Annotated in this window: 20 protein-coding genes; 17 read left to right on the top strand and 3 right to left on the bottom strand. The window is 67.3% G+C overall.

Features of this window, described 5'->3' with window-relative positions; translation table 11 throughout:
• Window positions 1–9: 9 nt before the first annotated feature.
• From ACF8O7_RS24585 to ACF8O7_RS24545, 9 genes are all read left to right on the top strand, one after another.
• Entirely contained in the window at window positions 10–1,038 is a 1,029-nt protein-coding gene (locus tag ACF8O7_RS24585; protein WP_016454681.1) for an amidohydrolase family protein, read from the top strand.
• 32 nt (window positions 1,039–1,070) lie between these two features.
• Window positions 1,071–1,754: a 4-carboxy-4-hydroxy-2-oxoadipate aldolase/oxaloacetate decarboxylase gene (gene ligK / locus ACF8O7_RS24580; protein ID WP_012206250.1), complete on the top strand. Its 684-nt coding sequence runs from the start codon at window positions 1,071–1,073 to the stop codon at window positions 1,752–1,754.
• Window positions 1,755–1,764: 10 nt separating this feature from the next.
• The gene (locus ACF8O7_RS24575) at window positions 1,765–2,682 is read left to right on the top strand and encodes an amidohydrolase family protein (protein WP_046987197.1); all 918 of its coding nucleotides are present in this window, start codon (window positions 1,765–1,767) and stop codon (window positions 2,680–2,682) included.
• A gap of 48 nt (window positions 2,683–2,730) precedes the next feature.
• On the top strand, window positions 2,731–3,189 hold the full coding sequence (gene ligA / locus ACF8O7_RS24570; RefSeq protein ID WP_016450431.1) for a protocatechuate 4,5-dioxygenase subunit alpha: 459 nt from the start codon (window positions 2,731–2,733) through the stop codon (window positions 3,187–3,189).
• A gap of 1 nt (window position 3,190) precedes the next feature.
• Complete coding sequence (locus ACF8O7_RS24565; RefSeq protein WP_392444493.1) at window positions 3,191–4,060, top strand: class III extradiol dioxygenase subunit beta; 870 nt, start codon at window positions 3,191–3,193, stop codon at window positions 4,058–4,060.
• A gap of 82 nt (window positions 4,061–4,142) precedes the next feature.
• Window positions 4,143–5,102, top strand: a complete 960-nt coding sequence (locus ACF8O7_RS24560; RefSeq protein WP_016450429.1) for a Gfo/Idh/MocA family oxidoreductase — start codon at window positions 4,143–4,145, stop codon at window positions 5,100–5,102.
• A 167-nt stretch (window positions 5,103–5,269) separates the two neighbouring features.
• Entirely contained in the window at window positions 5,270–6,154 is an 885-nt protein-coding gene (locus ACF8O7_RS24555; RefSeq protein WP_392444491.1) for a 4-hydroxyphenylpyruvate dioxygenase, read from the top strand.
• Window positions 6,155–6,219: 65 nt separating this feature from the next.
• Window positions 6,220–7,116 (top strand): sugar phosphate isomerase/epimerase, encoded by an 897-nt coding sequence (locus tag ACF8O7_RS24550; RefSeq protein ID WP_016450427.1) that lies wholly within the window; start codon window positions 6,220–6,222, stop codon window positions 7,114–7,116.
• Between the two features lie 74 nt (window positions 7,117–7,190).
• A complete protein-coding gene (locus ACF8O7_RS24545) occupies window positions 7,191–8,216 on the top strand; it encodes an aldo/keto reductase (protein ID WP_034366787.1) in 1,026 nt (341 codons plus the stop codon).
• A gap of 16 nt (window positions 8,217–8,232) precedes the next feature.
• On the opposite strand, the gene ACF8O7_RS24540 is transcribed toward ACF8O7_RS24545, so the two are convergent.
• Complete coding sequence (locus ACF8O7_RS24540; RefSeq protein WP_392444489.1) at window positions 8,233–8,670, bottom strand: DUF4440 domain-containing protein; 438 nt, start codon at window positions 8,668–8,670, stop codon at window positions 8,233–8,235.
• Between the two features lie 17 nt (window positions 8,671–8,687).
• Entirely contained in the window at window positions 8,688–9,458 is a 771-nt protein-coding gene (locus ACF8O7_RS24535) for an IclR family transcriptional regulator C-terminal domain-containing protein (protein WP_012206241.1), read from the bottom strand.
• A gap of 186 nt (window positions 9,459–9,644) precedes the next feature.
• On the opposite strand from ACF8O7_RS24535, the gene ACF8O7_RS24530 reads away from it, so the two are divergent.
• The 6 genes from ACF8O7_RS24530 to ACF8O7_RS24505 all read left to right on the top strand — a co-directional run bounded on the left by ACF8O7_RS24530 (window position 9,645) and on the right by ACF8O7_RS24505 (window position 16,053).
• Window positions 9,645–11,039, top strand: coding sequence for an MFS transporter (locus ACF8O7_RS24530; protein WP_392414015.1), 1,395 nt, complete (start codon window positions 9,645–9,647; stop codon window positions 11,037–11,039).
• Between the two features lie 35 nt (window positions 11,040–11,074).
• On the top strand, window positions 11,075–11,908 hold the full coding sequence (locus tag ACF8O7_RS24525) for a shikimate dehydrogenase family protein (RefSeq protein WP_392444488.1): 834 nt from the start codon (window positions 11,075–11,077) through the stop codon (window positions 11,906–11,908).
• Between the two features lie 91 nt (window positions 11,909–11,999).
• Window positions 12,000–13,151, top strand: coding sequence for a porin (locus ACF8O7_RS24520; protein WP_209802046.1), 1,152 nt, complete (start codon window positions 12,000–12,002; stop codon window positions 13,149–13,151).
• 11 nt (window positions 13,152–13,162) lie between these two features.
• Window positions 13,163–14,221 (top strand): Gfo/Idh/MocA family protein, encoded by a 1,059-nt coding sequence (locus ACF8O7_RS24515; RefSeq protein WP_392444486.1) that lies wholly within the window; start codon window positions 13,163–13,165, stop codon window positions 14,219–14,221.
• A 56-nt stretch (window positions 14,222–14,277) separates the two neighbouring features.
• Window positions 14,278–14,715: a type II 3-dehydroquinate dehydratase gene (gene aroQ / locus ACF8O7_RS24510; protein WP_151020559.1), complete on the top strand. Its 438-nt coding sequence runs from the start codon at window positions 14,278–14,280 to the stop codon at window positions 14,713–14,715.
• An 84-nt stretch (window positions 14,716–14,799) separates the two neighbouring features.
• Entirely contained in the window at window positions 14,800–16,053 is a 1,254-nt protein-coding gene (locus ACF8O7_RS24505; RefSeq protein WP_392444484.1) for an MFS transporter, read from the top strand.
• 6 nt (window positions 16,054–16,059) lie between these two features.
• Here ACF8O7_RS24505 and ACF8O7_RS24500 read toward each other — a convergent pair whose 3' ends face one another.
• Window positions 16,060–16,716: a GntR family transcriptional regulator gene (locus tag ACF8O7_RS24500; RefSeq protein WP_012206234.1), complete on the bottom strand. Its 657-nt coding sequence runs from the start codon at window positions 16,714–16,716 to the stop codon at window positions 16,060–16,062.
• Between the two features lie 188 nt (window positions 16,717–16,904).
• Here ACF8O7_RS24500 and ACF8O7_RS24495 point away from each other — a divergent pair, with 188 nt between their 5' ends.
• Window positions 16,905–17,783: an NAD(P)-binding domain-containing protein gene (locus tag ACF8O7_RS24495; protein WP_392444482.1), complete on the top strand. Its 879-nt coding sequence runs from the start codon at window positions 16,905–16,907 to the stop codon at window positions 17,781–17,783.
• Window positions 17,784–17,830: 47 nt separating this feature from the next.
• Entirely contained in the window at window positions 17,831–18,817 is a 987-nt protein-coding gene (locus tag ACF8O7_RS24490; protein ID WP_016450417.1) for a tripartite tricarboxylate transporter substrate binding protein, read from the top strand.
• Window positions 18,818–18,835: the final 18 nt, after the last annotated feature.

Raw genomic sequence — 18,835 nt, 5'->3', positions numbered from 1 at the left:
GACCCTCCGATGATCATCGACGTACACGGCCACTACACCACCGCGCCCGCGGCCCTGGGCGCCTGGCGCGACCTGCAGATCGCGGGACTCAAGGACCCGTCCAAGGCCCCGCGGGCCAGCGAGCTGAAGATCAGCGACGACGAGATCCGCGAGACCATCGAGACCAACCAGCTCAAGCTGATGAAGCAGCGCGGCTCCGATCTCACCATCTTCAGCCCGCGCGCCAGCTTCATGGCGCACCACATCGGCGACTTCGAGACATCGAGCACCTGGGCCGCCATCTGCAACGAGCTGTGCTACCGCGTCAGCCAGCTGTTCCCCGATCACTTCATCCCGGCCGCCATGCTGCCGCAGTCGCCCGGGGTGGACCCCAAGACCTGCATTCCCGAGCTGGTCAAGTGCGTGGAGCAGTACGGCAACGTGGGCATCAACCTGAACCCCGATCCGTCAGGCGGCCACTGGACCTCGCCCCCGCTGTCGGACCGCTCCTGGTATCCCATCTACGAAAAGATGGTGGAGTACGACATCCCGGCCATGGTCCACGTCTCCACCAGCTGCAACGCGTGCTTCCACACCACGGGCGCCCACTACCTGAATGCCGACACCACGGCCTTCATGCAGTGCCTGACCAGCGACCTGTTCAAGGACTTCCCCACGCTCAAGTTCCTGATCCCCCATGGCGGCGGTGCCGTGCCCTACCACTGGGGCCGTTTCCGCGGCCTGGCGCAGGAACTCAAGAAGCCGCTGCTGGACGAGCACCTGCTCAACAACATCTTCTTCGACACCTGCGTCTACCACCAGCCGGGCATCGATCTGCTGACCAAGGTGATCCCGGTCAAGAACATCCTGTTCGCCAGCGAGATGATCGGCGCCGTGCGCGGCATCGATCCGACCACGGGCCACTACTACGACGACACCAAGCGCTACATCGAGGCCACGGCCAACCTCACCGAAGAGGAGCGCTACCAGGTCTACGAAGGCAACGCGCGCCGCGTGTTCCCGCGCCTGGACGCCGCCCTCAAGCAAAAGGGCCTGTAAGCAGGCCGCCACCACAGATCAAGGAGAACACCATGTACGAACTCGGTGTGGTTTACCGCAACATCCAGCGCGCCGACCGCGCGGCCGCCGACGGCCTGGCCGCCCTGGGCTCGGCCACCGTCCACGAGGCCATGGGCCGCGTGGGCCTGCTCAAGCCCTATATGCGTCCCATCTATGCGGGCCAGCAGGTCTCGGGCACGGCCGTCACCGTGCTGCTGCAGCCCGGTGACAACTGGATGATGCATGTGGCGGCCGAGCAGATCCAGCCCGGCGACATCGTGGTCGCGGCCGTGACCTCGGAATGCACGGACGGCTACTTCGGCGACCTGCTGGCCACGAGCTTTCAGGCGCGTGGCGCGCGGGCGCTGATCATCGACGCCGGCGTGCGCGACGTGAAGACGCTGCAGGAAATGAACTTCCCCGTGTGGAGCCGCGCCATCTCCTCCAAGGGCACGATCAAGGCCACGCTGGGCTCGGTCAACATCCCCGTGGTCTGCGCAGGCATGTGGGTCACGCCCGGCGACGTGATCGTGGCCGATGATGACGGCGTGGTCTGCGTGCCCGCCGCCAAGGCCGCCGAAACCCTGGCTGCCGCGCAAAAGCGCGAGAGCTTCGAGGGCGAGAAGCGCGCCAAGCTGGCTTCCGGCGTGCTGGGCCTGGACATGTACAAGATGCGCGAGCCGCTCGAAAAGGCCGGCCTTCGTTACATCGATTGAAGGAGGGAATATGAGCGCTTTTGAAAAGACCCCCGGCTGGCTGGACTGGTACGCCGGCCCCTCCAAGCCCAAGTTCCAGGTGCCCGCAGGCGCTGTCGATGCCCACTGCCACGTCTTCGGCCCTGGCGATGAATTCCCGTTCGCGCCCGAGCGCAAGTACACGCCCTGCGATGCCAGCAAGCAGCAGCTGTTCGCGCTGCGCGACCACCTGGGCTTTGCGCGCAACGTCATCGTGCAGGCCACCTGCCACGGCGCCGACAACCGCGCCATGGTCGATGCCTGCAAGGCCGCCGACGGCAAGGCGCGCGGCGTGGCCACGGTGCGCCGCAGCGTGACCGACGAGGAACTGCAGGAACTGCACGCCGCCGGCGTGCGCGGCGTGCGCTTCAACTTCGTCAAGCGCCTGGTGGACTTCACGCCCAAGGACGAGCTGATGGAGATCGCGGGCCGCATCGCCAAGCTCGGCTGGCATGTGGTCATCTACTTCGAGGCCGTGGACCTGCCCGAGCTGTGGGATTTCTTCACCAGCCTGCCCACCACCGTGGTCGTGGACCACATGGGCCGCCCCGACGTGAGCAAGCCCGTGGACGGGCCCGAGTTCGAGCTGTTTCTCAAGTTCATGCGCGAGCACCAGAACGTCTGGAGCAAGGTCAGCTGCCCAGAGCGCCTGTCCGTCACCGGCCCCAAGGCGCTGGACGGCGAGCAAAATGCCTACCGTGACGTGGTGCCCTTCGCCCGCCGCGTGGTCGAGGAATTCCCCGACCGCGTGCTGTGGGGAACCGACTGGCCCCACCCCAATCTGAAGGACCACATGCCCGACGACGGCCTGCTGGTCGATTTCATCCCGCACATTGCACCGACTGCCGAGCTGCAGAAGAAGCTGCTGGTCGACAACCCCATGCGTCTGTACTGGCCCGAAGAAGCCTGATGGCGACCATGTCCGGCCTGGGTGCCGGACATATTCAAGGAGATATCCATGGCATTGGACAAACCCTATCTGGACGTGCCCGGCACCATCATTTTCGATGCCGAGCAGTCCCGCAAAGGCTACTGGCTCAACCAGTTCTGCATGTCGCTGATGAAGGCCGAGAACCGCGAGCGCTTCAAGGCCGACGAGCGTGCCTACCTGGACGAATGGGCCATGAGCGAGGAGCAGAAGCAGGCCGTCCTGGCCCGCGATCTGAACTGGTGCATGCGCACGGGCGGCAACATCTACTTCCTGGCCAAGATCGGCGCCACGGATGGCAAGAGCTTCCAGCAAATGGCCGGCTCCATGACCGGCATGTCGGAAGAGGAATACCGCAACATGATGGTGAGCGGAGGCCGTTCGGCCGAAGGCAACCGCCGCGTGGGCGAGGAGGGCGATGCCCAGGCCCACCGCCAGCCGCAGGGCAAGGCCGGCAGCGTGGACAAGAACAACAAGGAAGGCAACTGACATGGCGCGCATCACCGCATCCGTCTACACCTCGCATGTGCCCGCCATCGGCGCGGCCATGGACCTGGGCAAGGTGGGCGACCCCTATTGGCAGCCGCTGTTCAAGGGCTTCGAGCACTCGCGCCAATGGCTCAAGGACAACAGGCCCGACGTGATCTTCCTGGTCTACAACGACCACGCGACCGCGTTCAGCCTGGACTTCATCCCGACGTTTGCCATCGGCACGGCCGCCGAATACCAGCCCGCCGACGAAGGCTGGGGCCCGCGCCCCGTGCCCAAGGTCGTCGGCCATCCGGAGCTGGCCAGCCACATTGCGCAGTCGGTGATCCAGCAGGACTTCGACCTGACCATCGTCAACAAGATGGACGTGGACCACGGCCTGACCGTGCCGCTGTCGCTGATGTGCGGCGAGCAGGACGCGCGCACGGGCGCCTGGCCCTGCCCGGTGATTCCGTTTGCCGTCAACGTGGTGCAGTACCCCGTGCCGTCGGGCCAGCGCTGCTTCAACCTGGGCCGGGCCATCCGCCGGGCCGTGGAAAGCTTCGACGAAGACCTGAACGTGCAGATCTGGGGCACGGGCGGCATGAGCCACCAGCTGCAGGGCGCGCGTGCGGGCCTGATCAACAAGGAGTGGGACAACCGCTTCCTGGACCTGCTGATCGAGAACCCTGCCGGCCTGGCCAAGATGCCGCATATCGACTACGTGCGCGAGGCCGGCTCCGAAGGCATCGAGCTCGTGATGTGGCTGATCGCGCGCGGCGCCATGGCCGATGTGGACGGCCCCGCGCCGCTGCCCAAGGTCAACCACCGCTTCTACCATGTGCCCGCGTCCAATACGGCCGTGGGACATCTCATCCTGGAGAACGGCTGAGGCCCCCACGTTCATCACTGCGTGTATTCACTGCCCCCCGAGGGGGCCTTCGCCTCCTTGAGGCGGCTCTACGGAGACTCATATGAGCAACAAGACCATCAAAGTCGCCCTGGCGGGCGCCGGTGCCTTCGGCATCAAGCATCTGGACGGCATCAAGAACATCGACGGCGTGGAAGTCGTCTCCCTGGTGGGCCGCGAGCTGGCCAAGACCCAGGAAGTGGCCGACAAGTACGGCATCCAGCATGTGACCACCGAGCTGGCCGACAGCCTGGCCCTGCCCGAGGTGGATGCCGTCATCCTGTGCACGCCCACGCAGATGCACGCCGCCCAGGCCATCGAATGCCTGAAGGCCGGCAAGCATGTGCAGGTGGAGATCCCGCTGGCCGACAGCCTCAAGGACGCGCAGGCCGTGGCCGATCTGCAAAAGCAGACCGGCCTGGTGGCCATGTGCGGCCACACGCGCCGCTTCAACCCCAGCCACCAGTGGGTGCACAAGAAGATCGCGGCCGGCGAGTTCAACATCCAGCAGATGGATGTGCAGACCTATTTCTTCCGCCGCACCAACATGAACGCGCTGGGCCAGGCCCGCAGCTGGACCGACCACCTGCTGTGGCACCACGCTGCCCACACCGTGGACCTGTTCGCCTACCAGGCCGGCAGCCCCATCGTGAAGGCCAACGCCGTGCAAGGTCCCATCCATCCGGAACTGGGCATTGCCATGGACATGAGCATCCAGCTCAAGGCCGCCAATGGCGCCATCTGCACGCTGAGCCTGTCGTTCAACAACGACGGCCCGCTGGGCACCTTCTTCCGCTACATCGGCGACACCGGCACCTACATCGCGCGCTATGACGACCTGGTCAACGGCAAGGAAGAGAAGATCGACGTTTCCAAGGTCGACGTGTCCATGAACGGCATCGAGCTGCAGGACCGCGAGTTCTTCGCCGCCATCCGCGAAGGCCGCGAGCCCAATTCCAGCGTGGCCCAGGTGCTGCCCTGCTATCAGGTCCTGCACGATCTGGAAAAACAGCTCACCCCCTGAGCCGCTTCGCGTCTTCCCCCTGAAAGGGGGACGACACCCTCGGTGCGGGGCGGCCCTTCCTCGGTGTCTCTGAGTTGGGCCGCGCCAGTTTTACGCGTATTTGATCGTAGGAGAGCGATGCCACTTGGGCGTGGCACGACGATCATGTTTCCACCCGGAGTACCGCAATGACCGATTCCTCCTCCAGCAGCCGGGAAGACGTGCCCGAGGCGTCCAATCGCCTCGGGATCGACGGCATAGAGTTCATCGAGTACACGACCAGCCAGCCCCAGGCCCTGGGCCAGGTGCTGGAGGGGCTGGGTTTTCGCCCCGTGGCGCGGCACCGCTCGCGCGAGGTGACGCTGTACCGGCAGGGGGGCATGAACCTGGTGGTCAATGCGGGCGCCGCCGATGCGCTGGCCCATGCCGCGTCCGACGGGCAGCCCGTCATCTCGGCCGTGGCGCTGCGCGTGCAGGATGCCCTGCAGGCGCATACGCGCTGCATCGAGCTGGGAGCCTGGGCGGCGCCCAGCCAGGCCCAGGCGATGGAGCTGCACATTCCGGCCATCCACGGCCCGGGTGGCAGCCGCTTCTACTTTGTCGATCGATGGCAGGAGTTCTCCATCTATGACATCGACTTCAAGCCCGTTGCCGGGGCCGATCCCCATCCGCCGGCGCTGGCCGGCCTGGGCTATTTCGGCGTGGTCCAGTACATAGGGCGTGGCCGCAGCGCCGACTGGATCACCTACTTCGAGCGCATGTTCGACTTCCACCTGCTGCCCGACGCGCAGCGCTTCGGCATCCTGCCCAAGGGCAAGCTCATGCGCAGCCCCTGCAAGCGCTTCCTGTGGCAGCTCATCGAGCCCGATCCGGGCCTGGAGTGGGACGACATGCCCGAGCGCCTGCAGCGCATCGGCCTGGGCACCACCGACGTGCCTGCTGCCGTGCAGGCCTTGCGCCAGCGCGGCGTGGAGTTCGTGGAATCGAGCCGCCTGCACCCCGATGACCGCGGCGCGCTCACGCGCAACGCCATGGGCACCGTGGTGTTCGAGCTGGTGCACCGCGACGCCTAGCGCAAAGCCTGGCGCGCCGCCGTCCGATTCAACCGCCGATACACACAACGATCCTGGAGGGCAACATGGGCTTGCTGGACAGCTATGGCATGGACACCATCACTCTGAATGGCTCGCTGGAGGCCAAGCTCGACGCCATCCGGCGCGCGGGCTTCACCCAGGTCATGCTCAGCGCGCGCGACCTGGCCGGCCACCCGGGCGGCGTCAAGGCGGCTGCGGCGGCGGTGCGCGCCAGCGGCCTGCGGCCCACGGGCTTTCAGGTGCTGCGCGACTTCGAGGGCCTGTCCGACCATCTGCACCACTACAAGGTGGACATCGCCAAATCCATGCTGGAGATGTGCGCCGAGATCGGCAGCCCCGTGCTGCTGGCCTGCTCGTCCACCTCGCGCCATGCCACGGGCGATCTCGACGTGATTGCGCGCGACCTGCGCAAGCTGGCCATGCTCGGCATTCCGCTGGGCGTGAAGATCGCCTACGAGGGCCTGTCCTGGGGCCGCAACGTCAACGAATTCACCACCAGCTGGGACGTGGTCTGCCGCGCCGACATGTCCAACCTGGGCATCGGCCTGGACTCCTTCCACATCCTGGCCGCCAAGACGCCGCTGGATGCGCTGGAGCTGATCGACCGCGACAAGATCTTCCTGGTGCAGCTGTCCGACTTCATGTGGCATGACGCGCCCACCTTCGAAGAGCGCATGGCCACGGCGCGCACCTTCCGCGTGTTTCCGGGCGAGGGCGTGCACAGCGAGCGCCTGGCCGACCTGGTGCTGCGCCTGGACCGCCTGGGCTACCGTGGCGACTACAGCTTCGAGGTCTTCAACGACGACTACCAGCAACTGCCGCTGGACACCGTGGCCGAGCGCGCGCGCCGCAGCGCGCAGTGGCTCAACGACGACGTGCTGCACCGGCCCGTGCCGCTGCCGGCCTGGGCGCGCACGGGCGTGCGGGGCGCTGCGGTTTGACGGCAAAATCGTTGTGCGAATGCACTGCAAGGGAGCGCCGGCCGCTCCCTTTCTTCTTTTCCCTGTGAGCCACCATGACCAACCTGTCCACACGAAACCTGGGTCCCTTCTCCGTCAGCGCCGTCGGCCTGGGCTGCATGAACCTCAGCCACGCCTATGGCCATCCGCCGTCGCCCGAGCAGGGCAAGGCCGTGCTGCATGCGGCGCTGGACGCCGGTGTCACGCTGTTCGACACGGCGGCGCTGTATGGCTTCGGCGCCAATGAATCCCTGGTCGGCCCCGTGCTCAAGTCCCACCGCAACCACATCACCCTGGCCAGCAAATGCGGCATGGCCGGCGTGCGCGGCGACGACGGCGTGGTGCGCCGCGTGATCGATGGCCACCCCAGGACCCTGCGCCGCAATTGCGAAGACAGCCTGCAGCGCCTGGGCACCGATGTCATCGACCTCTACTACCTGCACCGTTGGGACCGCCGCGTGCCCATCGAGGAATCGGTGGGCGAGATGTCGCGCCTGGTGGAAGAGGGCAAGGTGCGCGCCCTGGGCCTGTCCGAGATCGGCGCCGACGCGCTGCGCCGCGCCCATGCCACCTTCCCCATCGCCGCGCTGCAAAGCGAGTATTCGCTGTGGTCGCGCAATGCCGAGCTGGGCACGCTGCAGGCCTGCAAGGAACTGGGCATTGCCTACGTGGCCTTCAGCCCGCTGGGCCGCGCCTTCCTCACCGGCAAGCTCCAGGAGGTCGAGGGACTGGTCAAGGGCGATATCCGCGCCGCCATGCCGCGCTTTGCGCCCGAGGCCTATGCGAAGAACCTGCAGCTGCTCGCGCCCATGCAGTCCATTGCCGAGCGCGCCGACTGCACGCTGGCCGAGCTGGCCATCGCCTGGGTGCTGCATCAGGGCGAGCATGTGATTGCCCTGCCGGGCACCACCAGCGTGGACCACCTGCACGAAGACCTGCGCGGCGGCGCCGTGCGCCTGGACGCTGCCCTGCTGGCCGAACTGGACGACCTCTTCAAGCCCGAGCGCATCCAGGGCGATCGCTATGCCGTGGCCTCGCAGCGCGAGGTGGATACGGAAAAGTACGCGTTCGAGACCGTCTGAACACGCCGCAGGCCGCTCATGGCATGGATGCGGCCAGGTCGAATGGCGCCGTGGGCGTGCCCTGGTGGAAGCGCATCTGCCAGCCCCGCGCCGTGCGCAGCCAGACCGAGGAGCGCAGCGTATGCCGGCCGGCCGTTCCATCCTCGGCCACGCTGGCCGAGCGGTAGGTCAGCAGCGCGCTGTCCGGTCCCAGGCACGCCAGCGCAAAGCCGCCTGACACCAGCCGGGCAGGGGCCTGTGCTGGCAAGGCGGCCACCAGGCCGTCCACGGTGGCGGCCCGGTCGTGCATGCCGCCCGATCGGCCGAATTCCAGGAAGTCTTCATGCAGCAGCGCCTGCAGCTGGCCTGCGTCCGATCGCACCTGCGGATCGTGCAGCCGCACTTCCAGTGCCTGCAGATGCTGCAGCAGATGGTCGTCGCCGCCATGCATGTCCAGGCCAGGAAGTTGCGCCATGGCCGTGTTGTTCACCATCAGATCAGATCCCGCATGGCCTGCGCCGTCTCGCGCAGCATGGGCAGCACGCGCGCCACGGCGTCCTTGCCGGTTTCGCGGCCCATGGGCATGGTGATGTTGAGGGCGCCGGCCAGCGCGCCGTGGCGGTCGCGCAGCGGCACGGCAATGCCGCGCGAGTCCAGGTTCAGCTGCTGCTCGCACAGGGCCCAGTCCTGGGTGCGGATCAAGGCCAGCTCGCGGCGCATTTCGGCGGGGCAGGTGATGGTGTGCGAGGTGAAGACCGTCAGCGCGCGGTTGTCCAGCCAGTGCTCCAGCTCGGCGTCGCTGCGCATGGACAGCATCAGCATGCCGGCCGCCGTGACCTGGGCCGGCACGCGCGCGCCCAGCACATAGCCGGTGTTCATGTTGCGGTTGGGTCCGTTGCGCGCGATGTAGACCACCTCGTCGTCGTCCAGCACCGCCAGGTAGGCGGTTTCATGGGTGCCGGCGGCCACGCGCTGCAGGAACGGCTGGACGATGCGCGGCAGCCGCGCCGACTCCAGGTACGACTGCCCCAGCCGCAGCACGCGCGGCGTGAGCCAGAACAGCTTGCCGTCCCCCGCCACGTAGCCCATGTGCTGCAGCGTCAGCAGGTAGCGCCGCGCGGCGGTGCGCGTCATGCCCGTGCGCTGGCCGGCCTCGGCGGCCGTCATGCGCGGGTGGGCGTCGTCAAAGGCTTCGATGATCGATACGCCGCGTTCCAGTCCGGCAATCCAGTCGCGCTGGGCGAGGGTGGAAGGTGTTGTCATGACGGTTTTGATTTTTCCGTATTAACCCTGGGTGCGTGCGATTATCGAACAGCGCGGTGCGATCAGCGCACATGCCTTTCGAAATTGGCTTGGGCGCATCCATAGGCGGGAACTACATTTTTTACATCCCGCCGGCCTGGCCGCAAGCATCGGGCAGGGGCCTTTTCTACATGGAGGAGACAACACATGAGCGCAACCCCGATACACACACAGCCCACCGGGCACCAGCCGCGCAAGGCCGCCACCAGCGGCTGGATAGGCTCGGCCCTGGAGTACTACGACTTCTTCATCTACGCCACGGCGGCTGCGCTGATCTTTCCGCAGATCTTCTTTCCGCAGGGTGATCCGGCGATTGCCATCATCGCCTCGCTGGCCACCTATGGCGTGGGCTATGTGGCGCGGCCCATCGGCGCCTTCGTGCTGGGCCACCTGGGCGACACGCACGGGCGCAAGCAGGTGCTGGTGTGGTGCATGTTCCTGATGGGCTTTTCCACCATCGCCGTGGGCCTGCTGCCCACCTATGACCAGGTCGGCCTGTGGGCGCCCGCGCTGCTGGTGCTGATGCGGCTGATACAGGGCTTCGCGGTGGCCGGCGAGATCTCGGGCGCCAGCTCCATGATCCTGGAGCATGCCCCGTTCGGGCGGCGCGGCTTCTTCGCCAGCTTCACGCTGCAGGGCGTGCAGGCCGGCCAGATCCTGGCAGCGGCTGTGTTCCTGCCGCTGGCGCACTACATGCCTCCCGAGCAGTTCAACAGCTGGGGCTGGCGCATTCCCTTCATCCTGAGCTTCGTCGTCATCATCGCGGGCTGGATCATCCGCCGCGAGGTCAACGAGACCCCGGCCTTCACCGCCGCAGGCCGCAGCGAGGCGCGTCCGCGTTCGCCCGTGGTCGAGGCCTTCCGCCACCATTCGCCCGACATGCTGCGCGTGGTCTGCATGGCGCTGATGAACGTGATCCCGGTGGTGGCCACCATCTTCGGCGCGGCCTATGCGGTGCAGCCCGCCTACGGCATCGGCTTCGCCAAGGACATGTACCTGTGGATTCCCGTGGTGGGCAACATCGTCGCGGTGCTGGTGATCCCCATGGTGGGCAACCTGTCCGACCGCATCGGCCGGCGCCCGCCCATCATCTTCGGCGCGCTGCTGTCGGGCCTGCTGGCCATCGGCTACCTCTACGCCATCAGCGAACGCAACATGCCGCTGGCCTTCGCCATGTCCATCCTGATGTGGGGCGTGGTCTACCAGGGCTACAACGCGGTGTTCCCCAGCTTCTACCCCGAGCTGTTCCCCACCCGCACCCGCGTCTCGGCCATGGCCATCTCGCAGAACCTGGGCACGGCCATCACCGCCATGCTGCCCGCGCTGTTCACGGCCGTGGCGCCTCCGGGTGCGCACAACATCTGGCTGACCGTGGGCCTGATCGCCTTCGGCATCACCGTGGTGGCCGCCCTGGCCGCGTGGAGCGCCCGCGAGACCTACCGCGTGCGCATGGAAGACCTGGGCGAGGCCGGTGCGCAGCCCGTGGCAGCTGCCGAGTACGACCGCCTGCGCAACCAGGCCCTGGCCCAGTCCGGCCGCTGAATCCTGCAACCCAAGGCATCCGAAGGCCCCAGGAAATGATTTCCGGAAAAACCAAACTCATCGCGCACATCGGCGACCCGACCGAGACCTTCAAGTCGCCCATGATCTACAACCCATGGTTCGACGGCCGGGGCATAGACGCCTGCGTCGTGCCCATGGGCGTGAAGGCGGCGCATTTCGCCAGCGACTTTGCCGCCATCATGCGTTTCACCAACCTGCGCGGCGCGCTGATCACCATGCCGCACAAGGTGTCCGTGGTGGACCTGGTGCACGAGGTCACGCCCGCCGTGCACATTGCAGGCGCCTGCAATGCCGTGCTGCGGCGCGAGGACGGCACGCTGCTGGGCGACCAGTTCGACGGCGCGGGCTTTGTGCGCGGCGTGCTGCGCAAGGGGCGGCAGTTGCAGGGCGCGCGGGTGCTGATTTCCGGGGCGGGTGGCGTGGGCTCGGCGATTGCCGCCTCGCTTGCGGCAGCCGGCGTGGGCGAGCTGATGCTGTTCGACACGCGGGACGAGAGCGCGCAGGCCCTGGCCGGTCGGCTCGCTGCCTACTACCCGAGGATGAAGGTGGGCACGGGCTCCAGGGACCCGCAGGGCTTTGACGTGGTCGTCAACGCCACGCCGCTGGGCATGAAGGACGATGACCCGCTGCCGTTCGATGTGCAGCGCATCGCGCCCACCACCTTTGTGGGCGAGGTGGTGATGAAGTCCGAGTTCACGCCGCTGCTGCGCGCCGTGCGCGACAAGGGCTGCGACTTCCAGGTAGGCACGGACATGCTGTTCGAGATGATTCCCGCCTACCTCGAATTCTTCGGCTTCGGCAGCGCCACGCCCGACCAGCTGCGCGCCACCGCCCACATCTCCTACTGATCCAGCCGACAGACAACCGGCCCTGGATGCGTCCGGGGCAGGGCGCAGCCACGCCCGAAAAAGCATTTTTCACAGAGAAGGAGACAAGACCATGCAACAGCAAATGCACCAGACACCGCGAGTGCCGCAGCGCGGGGCCCTTCGCATCCTGGCCCTGGCCACCGTGCTGGGCGCCTGGGGCGCGGGCGCCCAGGCCCAGTCCTCGGTCACCATCTACGGCAGCGTGGACCAGTACATCAACCACATGCGCAGCAGCTCGGGCGCATCCATGACCACGCTGGAGGACGGTGCCCTGCTGCGCAGCCGCCTGGGCTTTCGCGGTCAGGAAGACCTGGGTGGCGGCCTGTACGCGAAGTTCCAGCTGGAGATGGGCATCAACGCCGACAACGGCACGCAGGCCGACAGCACGCGCGGCTTCGACCGCCAAAGCTGGGTGGGCCTGGGCGGCGGCTGGGGCGAGGTGCGGCTGGGCCGGCAGAACACCGTGATCTTCGGGCGCGGCGACTACATCGACTTCACCTCGCGCACCTTGGGATCGATGGTCAACAACTTTGGCGTGCCCTCGCGCTTCGACAACGACATCTCCTACACCTCGCCGCGCATGGCCGGCTTCCTGTTCGAGGCCCACTACACCATGGCCGAGACCGGTGCTCCAGCGCGCCAGGCCATCTACCAGCTGGGCCTGGACTACCTGAACGGTCCCTACCGCGTCGGCTATGCCGGGCTGTATGCGCGTGCGCCGCAGAGCGCGGCCTATACCGACGCGGTCCGCTACGACAACCTCTACGCCAACTACGACTACGGCAAGGGCAAGGTCCAGCTGGCCTTTGTGCGGTCCAACAACAGCACGGCGGGCTCGGCGGGCAACAACACGGGCACGGTGCTGGGCAATGTGGGCGGGCTGGTGGCGGGCACGAATGCCGATGTGCGCCGCTTCTACCGCGTCTGGCAGCTGTCGGCCGACTACCGCGTGACGCCGCAGCTGCGCGTGGGCGCACTGTGGGGCCGCATACAGGATGGCTCGGACAGCGGGCGCGGCGCATCGGGCGGGGCCATCGCGGCCTACTACGACCTGTCCAGGCGCACCATGCTCTACGCGGTGGCCGAGCAGTTGAAGAACGACCGCAATGCGGGCTTTAGGCTGGCGGCCTCGGGCGGCATGAAGCCCAACTTCACATCGGCCGACGACGTCAACGGCCGCACCATCAAGGGCGTGCAGCTGGGCGTGCTGCACCGCTTCTGAGGGGGCATGCCATGGCACAGCTGCACCCGCTTCGCATTGCCGTGGCCGGCGCCGGCGCGATCGGCCAGGCCCATATCGCCGCCATCGGGGCCCAGGCGGATTGCCACCTGTCCGCCATCGTGGACCCGGCGCCCGCAGCCCGGGAGCTTGCCCAAAGGGCCGGGGTGCCGCTGTGGCGCGACCTGGGCGAGCTGATCGCCCATGACCGGCCCGACGCCGTGGTGCTGGCCACGCCCAACCGCCTGCATGCCCCGCAGGCGGCCCAGTGCATGCATGCGCGCCTGCCCGTGCTGCTGGAAAAACCCGTGACCGCCACCGTGGCCGAGGCCCAGCGGCTGGCCGCGCTGGCCGATCGCTGCGGCGCCCGGCTGCTGGTGGGCCACCACCGCGCCCACAGCCCGATCATGGCGCGGGCCGCAGCCCTCATCGCCCAGGGGCGGCTGGGCCGCCTGGTGGCCGTGACCGGTGCGGCCCTGTTCTACAAGCCGGACGCCTATTTCGAGGAAGGCTCCTGGCGTCGCGAGGCCGGGGGCGGCCCCATCCTGCTCAACATGATCCACGAGGTCCACAACCTGCGCATGCTGTGCGGCGACATCGTGGCCGTGCAGGCCTTCGCCTCGCATGCCACGCGCGGTTTTGCCGTGGAAGACACGGTGGCCATCAACCTGCGCTTTGCCAGCGGTGCGCTGGGCAGCTTTGTGCTTTCGGACACGGCCGCCAGCGCGCGCAGCTGGGAGCAGACCTCGCAGGAGAACAAGGCCTATGCCAGCTATGAGGACGAAGACTGCTACCTGGTGGCGGGCACCTTCGGCTCGCTGGCCATACCGAGCATGCGGCTCAAGACCTATGCATCGGCCGGCCAGCGCTCCTGGAATGAGCCCTTCGACCTGGATGTGGCCGCCGTGGAGCGCTCGGACCCGCTGGTGCGCCAGATGGCCCACTTCGCCCAGGTGGCGCGCGGGCAGGCTGAGCCGCTGGTCAGCGTGCACGACGGCCTGCGCAACCTGCAGATCACCGAGGCCATTGCAGAGGCTGCCCGCATGGGCGCCGCCATCGACACCACGGCGTGACCCGGACATCACCGGCGCGCCATCCTCCATCCATGACATCAAGCCACGGAGCCTCCATGAAAAAGATCCTGATGCTGCACGGCATCAACCACAACATGTTCGGCCAGCGCGACCCCGCCCAATACGGCACGGTCACGCTGGCCGAGATCGACGCCTCGCTGCGCAGCCTGGGCAGCCAGCTGGGCTGCGAGGTGGACAGCTTCCAGACCAATTGCGAAGGCGCCATGTGCGAGCGCATCCACCAGGGCTTTCGGGACGGCGTCGATGGCGTGCTCATCAACGCCGGTGCCTGGACGCACTACAGCTACGGCATCCGCGACGCGCTGGCCATGCTCACCGTGCCCGTGGTGGAGATCCACATGAGCAACATCCATGCGCGCGAGCCCTTCCGCCACCACTCGGTGTTTGCCGACATCGTCCGGGGCCAGATCTGCGGCTTCGGCGCGGACAGCTACCTGCTGGGCCTGCGGGCCGCGCTGTCCGCCGTCGCATAGGATGCCTGGCGCGCAACTGGCCATGTATCTCCCTTGGAACTGCCTCGCTCGACGCGCGGCATGCCGTGACCAGGCTTCATTGAGATGAACTTCGCTGATCCCGGCCCGCGCCGCTCCGTTTCCTTTCTCCTGCTGCTGCCGCTGCTGCTGGCCGCGCAGCCGGTCGCCACCGATGGCTATCTGCCGGCGTTGCCCGAGATCGCGCGCGACCTGGGCTCGGCCAGCAGCAGCCTGACCGTGTTCATGCTGGCCTTCGGTGTCGCCCAGCTGGTGTGCGGACCGCTGGCCGACCGCTTCGGGCGCCGGCCCGTTCTGCTGACGGGTTTGGCCTGCTACACGGCAGCGGCGGCAGGCTGTGCGCTGGCGGGCAGCGCGGACGCACTGGTGGCCTGGCGCGCCGTGCAGGGCGCGGCCATGGCGGCCATCCTGGTGTGCGCACGGGCTGCGGTGCGCGACCTGTATCCGGCCCATGAAGGTCCGCGCATCATGGCCCGCGGCCTGATGGGCCTGGGGCTGGTGGCCCTGGTGGCGCCGATTGCCGGTGCATGGGCAGTCCAGGCCGCCGGCTGGCGCTGGGTGCTGGGGGCGATGGGCGTCTACTCGCTGGCTTTGCTGGCACTGTGCTGGCGCATGTTCAGCGAGTCGCGGCAAGCGCCGGCGGAGTCTGCCCCGGTCCTCGCATCCGTACCCGTATCCGTATCCGCTGGCGGTGTGCGCCAGGTGTTCGCCGACCCCAGCTTTTGCGCCTGGACGGCGCTGGCCGCAACCACCTACGGCGGCATCTTCTGCTTTTTGCTACTGTCGCCGATGGTGTACGTCGACCTGTTCGGCCTGTCGCCCGTGCTCTACGGCTGGATTCCAGCAGGCGGCTCGCTGGTCTACATCCTCGGCATCACATGGTGCCGGCGCCTGCTGTCGCGCCACGGGCCGGTGCGCACGGTGCAGCTGGGCGCTTCGCTCAGTCTGCTGGGGCCGTGCATCCAGATAGCCGGCTGCGTGCTGGCGCCGAACTCGCCCTTTCCATTGTTGCTAGGGCACGCGGTATACGCGTTGGGCCATGGCCTGCACCAGCCTTGCGGCCAGGCGGGCGCGGTGGGTGGCCTGCCGCCGCAGCTGGCCGGGCGGGCCGTGTCGTGTTCGGGCTTCGCGATCATGTGCGTGGCCTTCTGCGCCGGCCAGCTGGCGGCGCAATTTGTCGATCCGACCATGCGCCACGGTGCCTGGCCGATGGTGCTGCCCATGGCGCTGGCAGGCGTTGTGCTGGTCCTCATCGCCTTTGTCTGGCTGCCGCGGCTGTACCGGGTGCAGTCAGCGCAAAGGGTTCAGCCCCGGTCATGACACCGCTCATGCATCCGCGCGGTATTCCCCTCGATGCTTCATGAATCGGTGGTAGGACATGCGCAGGTGCAGCTGCATCACCTGGCGTGCCAGCTCCCCATCCCTGGCACGTATGGCGATCACCAGGTCGCAGTGGTGGTGCAGGCTTTGCACCAGCTCTTCGGGCGTGTAGATGTAGAACGACCGCTTGATGATCGGCATGTCGATCATCGTCGCCAGCATGGTCTTGAGGCGCGGCGAGCCCGATGCCTCGATCAGCGCGTGGTGAAAATCCCGGTTGGCTGACTGCACCTCGCCAATGCCGTCGTGGCCAGCGGCAATGCCGGCCTCCATGCGCTGGTTGCTGGCCTCCAGCTCATCGGCCAGCCCCTCGCCGCCGCGCGTGGCCGCGAGGAACGAGGCGTACGGCTCCAGCAGCATGCGCAGCTGGAAGGTCTCCTCCACATCCCAATCGCTCCACTCCGACACGCGGATACCCTGGCCCGCGCCATCGGTGGCCAGGCCATCTTCCACCAGGCGGTGCAGCGCATTGCGCACCGGTGTGCGGCTCAGTCCCAGGTCGCGGGCAATGGGCTCCTCCTTGAGCTGTTCGCCGGGTCGGTAGTGGCCGCCGATGAGCCGCTGCCGCAGAACCTCGTACGCCTTGTCTTTCACGTTTTGCACTGTGTTTGCACCAAGTGGATGGGAGTGGTGCGCCGATTCTAGGTGACGGCGGAGGGACCCGTTTCGCTTCGCTTCATTCCGAAAAATACAAAACAAGTACAAATATTCGAAGTTCTACGGGAAATCTCTAGGAAGAAAAAGGAGATGCACTCCGTAGACTGCGATGAATGTTTTAAATTTGTATTTTTATGAAGTTCGCAATACTGGGTGGTGGAATGGTCGGCGCCTGCTACATGCAGGCCTTTTTGGAGCAGGGGCACAGCCTGGTGGGCCTGTGCGAGCTGCAGCCCAACGCTGCGGTGGCCGACGCCGTGCAGGCCGCTGGCGCGCAGGTGCATGCCGCGCCCGGCGCCTGGCTGGCCGAGGCCGACGTGGTGGTGAGCGCCGTGTTCGGCACCGTGGCGCGCAGCCTGTTCGAGGCCTGCCTGCCCCATCTGCGCGATGGCGTGGTCTATGTGGACATGACCACGGCCGACCCGCAGGAGATGCGCGAATGCGGCGAGCTGGCCCGGCGCGTCGCCCAGGGCAGGGCGGTGCACTTCGTGGACGTGGCCATCACCGGCGCGGTCAACCTGGGCGGCAGCAAGACGCCGCTGCTCGTGGCCGGTGGCAAGGCCGGTTTTGTACAGGAATTGTTCTTGCCCCTTGGCGGCTCCGTTCGCGTGGTGGGCGGGCAGCCGGGCGATGCCGCCGCGCTCAAGCTCCTGCGCAGCATCTACACCAAGGGGACCGAGGCGCTGGCCGTGGAGTGCCTGGTGACGGCCCAGCAGATGGGCCTGCGCGAGCAGCTGCATGCCGTGCTGCAGGACATCGACGAGACACCGCTGCGCACGCTGATGGAGTCCATGGTGCGCACGCACATCCCGCATTCCGCGCGCCGCCGCAACGAGGTGGCCGAGGCCCGGCAGCAGATGGCCCGCAACGGCCTGGCGCCCATCGCCTTGACCGCCGTCGAGGCGCTGTTCGCCGACACGGCCCGGGCGCATGCGGTGCAGCCCTTCACCGGCACCTCCACCGACGAGGCCATCGATTGGCTGGGCAGCCATGTGCTCGCCAGCCGCCCCTGATCAACGTATCCCTGCGCCCACCGACACCACCAAAGGAGACATCCGCAATGACGACCCCGACCCGACGCCGCCTGGCCCTCGCCGGCCTGCTGGCACTGACCGCTGCCGCCATGGCTCCGGCCCATGCCCAGGGCACCTATCCGCAGCGACCCATCAGGTTCATCGTGCCCTTTCCGGCCGGTGGCGGCACCGACAACCTCACGCGGCTGGTCGGCACCAAGCTCACCGAGGCCCATGGGTGGGCCATCGTGGTGGAGAACAAGCCCGGTGCCGGTGGCAACCTGGCTCTGGACCAGGTGGCCAAGGCCCCCGCCGACGGCCTGACCCTGGTGATGGCGCAGACCGACAACGTGGTGCTCAACCCGCTGCTGTACTCCAAGCTCACCTACAACCCCGACAAGGACCTGCGCGCCGTGGCCCTGGTCGCAGCCGGCCCGGCCGTGCTCGTGGTGAATGCCGATTCCCCGTACAAGTCCCTGGACGACATCATCCAGGCGGCGAAGAAGGAACCCGGGCGCCTGAGCTTTGCCACGCCGGGCACCGGCACCATTTCGCACCTCATCAGCGAGGCCTGGCAGAAAAGCTCGAATGTGAAGTTCACCCACGTGCCGTTTCGCGGCATGGCGCAGGCCATGCCCGACCTGCTGGGCGGGCGCATCGACATGTACATGGGCTCCATCCCCACGCTGCTGTCGCACATCCAGTCGGGCAAAGTGCGCGCCATCGGCGTGACCACCGCGAGCCGCTCCAAGCTGCTGCCCGACGTGCCGACCTACACCGAATCCGGCATCAAGGGCGTGGAGCTGGCCAGCGTGTGGGGCGTGATGGCCCCGGCCGGCACCTCCGACGCCATCGTCAGGCAGCTCAACGAAGCCATCAACAAGGTGGTGAACGCACCCGACACGGCCAGGAAGATCGCCGACTCCGGCGCCGAACTCATCACCGGCACACCGCAGGACATGGCCAGGCTCTACGCCAGCGACCGCGCACGCCTGGCACCCATCGTCAAGAGCTCTGGCACCACGCTCGATTGAGCGGCACGGCTTTCATTC

The sequence above is a fragment of the Delftia sp. WSY_16 genome (assembly GCF_043104415.1).
Lineage (GTDB): Bacteria > Pseudomonadota > Gammaproteobacteria > Burkholderiales > Burkholderiaceae_C > Comamonas > Comamonas tsuruhatensis.
This window is presented reverse-complemented; position numbering and strand designations above follow the sequence as displayed.